Origin of the sequence: Pseudomonas sp. UBA6699 (assembly GCF_002454615.1) — a bacterium.
Lineage (GTDB): Bacteria > Pseudomonadota > Gammaproteobacteria > Pseudomonadales > Pseudomonadaceae > Aquipseudomonas > Aquipseudomonas juntendi.
The window spans coordinates 91,778-98,268 of the sequence record NZ_DKJF01000058.1; the positions used below are offsets into that span (position 1 = coordinate 91,778).

At 61.4% G+C, this 6,491-nt stretch carries 5 protein-coding genes and 1 pseudogene; all 6 read left to right on the plus strand.

The window, feature by feature from the left end:
• Positions 1 to 31: 31 nt before the first annotated feature.
• The gene (gene nusA / locus B3361_RS11650) at positions 32 to 1,513 is read left to right on the plus strand and encodes a transcription termination factor NusA (RefSeq protein WP_009685349.1); all 1,482 of its coding nucleotides are present in this window, start codon (positions 32 to 34) and stop codon (positions 1,511 to 1,513) included.
• Between the two features lie 27 nt (positions 1,514 to 1,540).
• Complete coding sequence (infB, locus tag B3361_RS11655) at positions 1,541 to 4,069, plus strand: translation initiation factor IF-2 (protein ID WP_286920228.1); 2,529 nt, start codon at positions 1,541 to 1,543, stop codon at positions 4,067 to 4,069.
• A 116-nt stretch (positions 4,070 to 4,185) separates the two neighbouring features.
• A complete protein-coding gene (rbfA, locus tag B3361_RS11660) occupies positions 4,186 to 4,584 on the plus strand; it encodes a 30S ribosome-binding factor RbfA (protein ID WP_009685351.1) in 399 nt (132 codons plus the stop codon).
• Positions 4,585 to 4,587: 3 nt separating this feature from the next.
• Entirely contained in the window at positions 4,588 to 5,505 is a 918-nt protein-coding gene (gene truB, locus B3361_RS11665; protein WP_009685352.1) for a tRNA pseudouridine(55) synthase TruB, read from the plus strand.
• A 147-nt stretch (positions 5,506 to 5,652) separates the two neighbouring features.
• Positions 5,653 to 5,922 carry a 30S ribosomal protein S15 gene (gene rpsO / locus B3361_RS11670; protein WP_009685353.1) on the plus strand — a complete coding sequence of 90 codons (270 nt, stop codon included), beginning with the start codon at positions 5,653 to 5,655 and terminating at the stop codon, positions 5,920 to 5,922.
• 250 nt (positions 5,923 to 6,172) lie between these two features.
• Positions 6,173 to 6,491: pseudogene (locus B3361_RS11675) on the plus strand (polynucleotide phosphorylase/polyadenylase); the annotation flags it as partial.

A 6,491-nucleotide genomic window follows, 5' to 3' on the forward strand; every position in this document is an offset into this window, starting at 1 on the left:
GCCCAATGGCTTGCGCAAGGCGAGGCGTACGATGAGCAAAGAAGTACTGCTGGTTGTTGAATCGGTATCCAACGAAAAAGGTGTACCGCCCGGCGTCATTTTCGAAGCGCTGGAGGTGGCCCTGGCCACTGCAACCAAAAAACGTTTTGAAGACGAAGTCGATCTGCGTGTGGAAATCAACCGCCACACCGGTAGCTACGAGACCTTCCGTCGCTGGACCGTGGTAGATGAAGCCGATCTGGACGATCCGGCGATCGAGACCTGGCTGGACAAGATCAAGGACACCCACCCTGAAGCCAAGGTAGGTGACGTGATCGAAGAGAAGATCGAGTCCATCGAATTTGGTCGCATCGCCGCCCAGACCGCCAAGCAGGTCATCGTGCAGAAGGTCCGTGAGGCCGAGCGTGCCCAGGTGGTCGATGCCTACCGCGAACGCGTTGGCGAAATCATCTCCGGTACCGTTAAAAAGGTTACCCGCGACAACGTCATCGTTGACCTGGGCAACAACGCCGAGGCCCTGTTGGCCCGTGAAGACATCATTCCCCGCGAAACCTTCCGTGTTGGCGTGCGCCTGCGTGCGCTGCTGAAGGAAATTCGCACTGAAAACCGTGGCCCTCAGCTGATCCTGTCGCGCACCGCGCCGCAGATGCTGATCGAGCTTTTCCGCATTGAAGTGCCGGAAATCGCCGAGGGCCTGATCGAAGTCATGGCTGCTTCCCGTGACCCGGGTTCGCGAGCCAAGATCGCCGTCCGCTCCAAGGACAAGCGTATCGACCCGCAAGGTGCCTGTATCGGCATGCGTGGTTCGCGCGTCCAGGCTGTATCCGGGGAGCTGGGTGGTGAGCGTGTGGATATCGTCCTGTGGGACGATAACCCGGCGCAGTTCGTCATCAACGCCATGTCGCCGGCTGAAGTCGCGGCGATCATCGTTGATGAAGATGCCCATGCCATGGACATCGCCGTCGCCGAGGACAACCTGGCCCAGGCCATTGGCCGTGGCGGTCAGAACGTTCGTCTTGCCAGTCAGTTGACCGGCTGGACCTTGAACGTGATGACCGAGAAGGACATCCAGGCCAAGCAACAGGCCGAAACCGGTGACATCCTGCGCAATTTCATCGATGAACTGGAAGTCGACGAGGAGCTGGCCCAAGTGCTGGTCGACGAAGGCTTCACCAGCCTCGAAGAAATTGCCTACGTACCGTTGGAAGAAATGCTCAACATCGATGGCTTTGACGAAGATATCGTCAATGAGCTCCGCGCTCGAGCCAAGGACCGTTTGTTGACCAAGGCCATCGCTACCGAAGAAAAACTGGCAGACGCCCACCCGGCCGAAGACCTGCTCTCCCTTGAGGGCATGGACAAGGACCTGGCGGCTGAACTGGCGGTGCGCGGCGTGGTTAACCGCGAAGACCTGGCCGAGCAGTCGATCGACGATCTGCTCGACATCGACGGCATCGACGAAGAGCGTGCCGGCAAGTTGATCATGGCCGCCCGAGCCCACTGGTTCGAGTAATTAGGCGCGGCCTGAGGAGAGAAGTGCATGACGCAAGTCACGGTGAAAGAACTGGCCCAAGAGGTCGAGGCACCGGTAGAGCGCCTGCTGCAGCAGATGCGTGAGGCAGGTCTGCCGCACACCGACGCCGGTCAGGTAGTGACCGACAATGAGAAGCAGACCCTGCTGACTCATTTGAAGAGCAGCCACAAGAGCAAGGCGGAAGAGCCGCGCAAGATTACCTTGCAGCGCAAAACCACCAGCACCCTGCGTGTCGCCGGTAGCAAGAGCATCAGCGTAGAAGTACGCAAGAAGAAAGTTTTCGTGCAGCGCAGCCCGGAAGAAATCCAGGCTGAGCAGAAGCGTGAGCTGGAAGAGCGCCGTGCGGCCGAAAACGCCGCGCGCGACAAGGTCGAGGCCGAAGTTCGCCAGCGCAACGAAGAACAGGCACGCCGTCAGGCTGCCTATACCGCAGCAGCAGCCCCGGCGCCTGCCGCCAAGCCAGAGCCGGCGCCTGCCGCGGCCCCGGCCCCGGTCGTCGCCGACGCGCCAGCCTCCGAAGACGCTGCAGCCCGTGCTGCCGAGCGCAAGAAGGACGAGACCCGTCGCAACGAGAGCCGTACCCGTGATGACGACCGTCGTCGTGGCGAAGCCCCTCGTGTGTCGATCAAGGTCAAGGTCAAGGAGAAGGAAAAGGCTCCAACGCCACGTGCCGCTCCGCGTACCACCGATGAAGAGAGCGACGGCGCCCGTCGTGGTCGTGGTGGCAAGAGCAAGCTGAAGAAGCGTAACCAGCACGGCTTCCAGAACCCGACCGGTCCAGTCATCCGTGACGTGACCATCGGCGAGACCATCACCGTCTCCGAACTGGCCCAGCAGATGTCGGTCAAGGCCGCTGAAGTGGTCAAGTTCATGTTCAAGATGGGTACCCCGGTCACCATCAACCAGGTGCTCGACCAGGAAACTGCCCAGCTGATCGCTGAAGAGCTGGGCCACAAGGTCACGCTGATCAGCGACACCGCGCTGGAAGATTCCCTGGCCGAATCGCTGAAGTTCGAAGGCCAGGCCGAGTCCCGCGCGCCGGTGGTTACCGTCATGGGTCACGTTGACCATGGCAAGACCTCGCTGCTCGACTACATCCGTCGTGCCAAGGTTGCTGCTGGCGAAGCCGGTGGCATTACCCAGCACATCGGTGCCTACCACGTGGAAACCGACCGCGGCATGGTCACCTTCCTCGATACCCCGGGCCACGCTGCGTTCACCCAGATGCGTGCCCGTGGTGCCAAGGCGACCGACATCGTCATCCTGGTGGTGGCGGCGGACGACGGCGTAATGCCGCAAACCCGCGAAGCGGTTCAGCATGCCAAGGCAGCTGGCGTTCCGCTGGTGGTTGCAGTGAACAAGATCGACAAGCCGGGTGCTGACCTCGATCGTATCCGTAACGAACTGGCCGTCGAAGGCGTTACCTCCGAGGACTGGGGTGGTGACACGCCATTCGTCAAGGTATCGGCGAAGATGGGTACCGGTGTCGACGAGCTGCTCGAAGCCGTGCTGCTGCAGGCCGAGATCCTCGAGCTGACTGCTACCCCGACTGCACCTGGTCGTGGCGTGGTCGTCGAATCGCGCCTGGACAAGGGCCGCGGCCCGGTCGCGACCATCCTGGTTCAGGACGGTACGCTGCGTCAGGGCGACATGGTGCTGTGCGGTTCCAACTATGGCCGCGTGCGTGCCATGCTCGACGAGAACGGCAAGCCTGTGAAAGAAGCCGGCCCGTCGATCCCGGTCGAGATCCTTGGCCTGGACGGTACCCCGGAAGCCGGTGACGAGCTGTCCGTGGTTGCCGACGAGAAGAAAGCCCGCGAAGTTGCCATGTTCCGTCAAGGCAAGTACCGCGAGGTCAAGCTGGCCCGCGCTCACGCCGGCAAGCTGGAGAACATCTTCGAGACCATGGGTCAGGAAGAGAAGAAAACCCTCAACATCGTGCTCAAGACCGATGTGCGTGGTTCTCTCGAGGCGCTGCAGGGTTCGCTTGGCGGCCTGGGCAACGACGAAGTGCAAGTGCGCGTGATTGGTGGTGGCGTCGGTGGTATCACCGAGAGCGATGCCAACCTGGCGCTGGCTTCGAACGCTGTACTGTTCGGCTTCAACGTGCGTGCCGATGCCGGTGCGCGCAAGATCGTCGAGCAGGAAGGTCTGGATATGCGTTACTACAACGTGATCTACGACATCATCGAAGACGTCAAGAAGGCCCTGACCGGCATGCTCGGCAGCGATGTTCGCGAGAACATCCTGGGTGTTGCCGAAGTGCGTGACGTGTTCCGTTCGCCGAAGTTCGGCGCCATCGCTGGCTGTATGGTCATCGAGGGTACCGTGTACCGCAACCGTCCGATCCGCGTACTGCGCGACGACGTTGTGATCTTCGAAGGCGAGCTGGAATCGCTGCGTCGCTTCAAGGACGACGCCTCCGAAGTGCGTTCGGGCATGGAGTGCGGTATTGGCGTCAAGAGCTACAACGACGTCAAGGTCGGCGACAAGATCGAAGTCTTCGAGAAAGTCCAGGTGGCTCGTACCCTTTAAGGGCGAGCGAGCCGCAAGCGCCCCTTGCAGGGCGGCTTGCGGTACCTCTTCAGGTAGCGCCCGGTCAGGCTCAGGTCTGCCCGGGCGTTTGCCGCTTTAAGTTACAGGTAGCAAGAATGGCCAAAGAATATAGCCGTACCCAACGTATTGGCGATCAGATGCAGCGCGAGCTGGCCGAGCTGATCCGTCGCGAAGTCAAAGACCCGCGTGTCGGCCTGGTGACCATCACCGCCGTGGACGTGAGCCGCGACCTGGGCCATGCCAAGGTGTTCATCACCGTCATGGGCGAAGAAACCCCGGACGCTGTGCAGCAGTCGCTCAAGGCACTCAACAGCGCCGCCAGCTTCCTGCGCCTGCACCTGGGGCGTTCGATGCAGCTGCGCAGCGTGCCGCAACTGCACTTCCACTTCGATGAAAGTGTCAGCCGCGGTGTGCACCTGTCGGCGCTGATCGAGCGTGCAGTGGCCGAAGACCGCATGCACAAGGAAGCCGACGAGCCGGACACCAAGGAGTAAGCGGTGGCCCAGGTCAAACGTATCCGCCGCAACGTCAGCGGCATCATCCTGCTGGACAAGCCGCTGGGCTTCACCTCCAATGCCGCCCTGCAGAAAGTACGCTGGCTGCTGAATGCGGAAAAGGCCGGCCACACCGGTAGCCTCGACCCGCTGGCAACCGGCGTGCTGCCGTTGTGCTTTGGCGAGGCGACCAAGTTTTCGCAGTACCTGCTCGACTCCGACAAGGGCTACGAAACGGTCATGCAGCTGGGGCAGACTACCAACACCGGCGACGCCGAAGGTGAGGTTCTGCAGACCCGCGAGGTGACCGTTGGTCGCGCCGATATCGAGGCGGTGCTGCCGCGTTTTCGCGGCCCCATCAGCCAGATACCGCCGATGTACTCGGCACTCAAGCGTGATGGCCAGCCGCTGTACAAGCTGGCACGTGCAGGAGAGGTAGTGGAGCGCGAGGCGCGTTCTGTTACTATTGGCCGCTTGGAGTTGCTCGAGTGCGAAGGCACCCGTGCACGGTTGAGCGTAGGTTGCAGCAAAGGCACCTATATCCGCACCCTGGTGGAGGATATTGGCGAGGCCCTGGGCTGCGGCGCCTATGTTGCCGAGCTGCGCAGGACCCAGGCCGGGCCCTTCGCGCTGGCACAGACGGTGACCCTCGAAGCGCTCGAACAGGCTCACGCCGAAGGCGGCAACGAAGCGCTGGACCGCTTCCTGATGCCCTCGGACAGCGGCCTGCAGGACTGGCCAATGGTCAGCCTGTCCGAACACAGTGCGTTCTACTGGCTGCATGGGCAGGCGGTACGCGCGCCGGACGCGCCACAATTTGGCATGGTCCGGGTACAGGATCATAATGCGCGCTTCATCGGTATCGGTGAAGTGAGCGAAGACGGGCGCATCGCGCCACGTCGGCTTATTCGGTCGGAATGACCGAAACCGCGGGGCCAGGCAATTGCCGAACCCCACGGCAGCAAGGGTGGCTGTCAGTAGGCACGGTCACACCTTTTTTATTAATACAGGGATTTGTCCCTGGCCTATTGGACCCCGCGTGCGGGATCCGTTATCAGGAGAAGCCAAATGGCCCTCAGCGTTGAAGAAAAAGCTAAGATCGTTGCCGAATATCAGCAAGCCGCCGGCGATACCGGTAGCCCGGAAGTGCAGGTTGCTCTGCTGACCCACAACATCAACAAGCTGCAAGGCCACTTCAAGGCCAACGATAAAGACCACCACTCCCGTCGTGGTCTGATCCGTATGGTTAACCAGCGTCGTAAGCTGCTGGACTACCTGAAGGGCAAAGACACCACTCGTTACAGCGCCCTGATCGGTCGCCTGGGCCTGCGTCGCTAATAGCGGCCTGGTCAGTGGTGTGCATGGCGTGTCGCAGGCTTCGGCTTTGCTGTTTCGCAGCAGGGTCGTCGGGCACGCCACGCGTATCTCCGAGGTTGGCAGCCTGGTTCAGCTGAGCGGTTTACCGCGCAGCGGCCAGGCTCCCAGCCTCGTGTTGTATCTGGACGGTCAATGGGGCCGATTCCCCGTTCTGCCCAAGAATTCGCAAGAAACCAGTTCCCCCAAGAGCCACTGAAAAAGGTAGGAAACCGTGAACCCGGTAATCAAGACTTTCCAGTTCGGTCAATCGACCGTCACTCTCGAAACGGGCCGTATTGCCCGTCAGGCAACCGGCGCCGTGCTGGTTACTGTCGATAACGACGTCACCGTGCTGGTGACTGTGGTAGGCGCCAAACAGGCTGATCCAGGCAAGGGCTTCTTCCCGCTGTCGGTTCACTACCAGGAAAAGACCTACGCCGCCGGCAAGATCCCAGGTGGCTTCTTCAAGCGTGAAGGCCGTCCTTCCGAGAAAGAGACGCTGACCTCGCGCCTGATCGACCGTCCGATCCGCCCGCTGTTCCCGGAAGGCT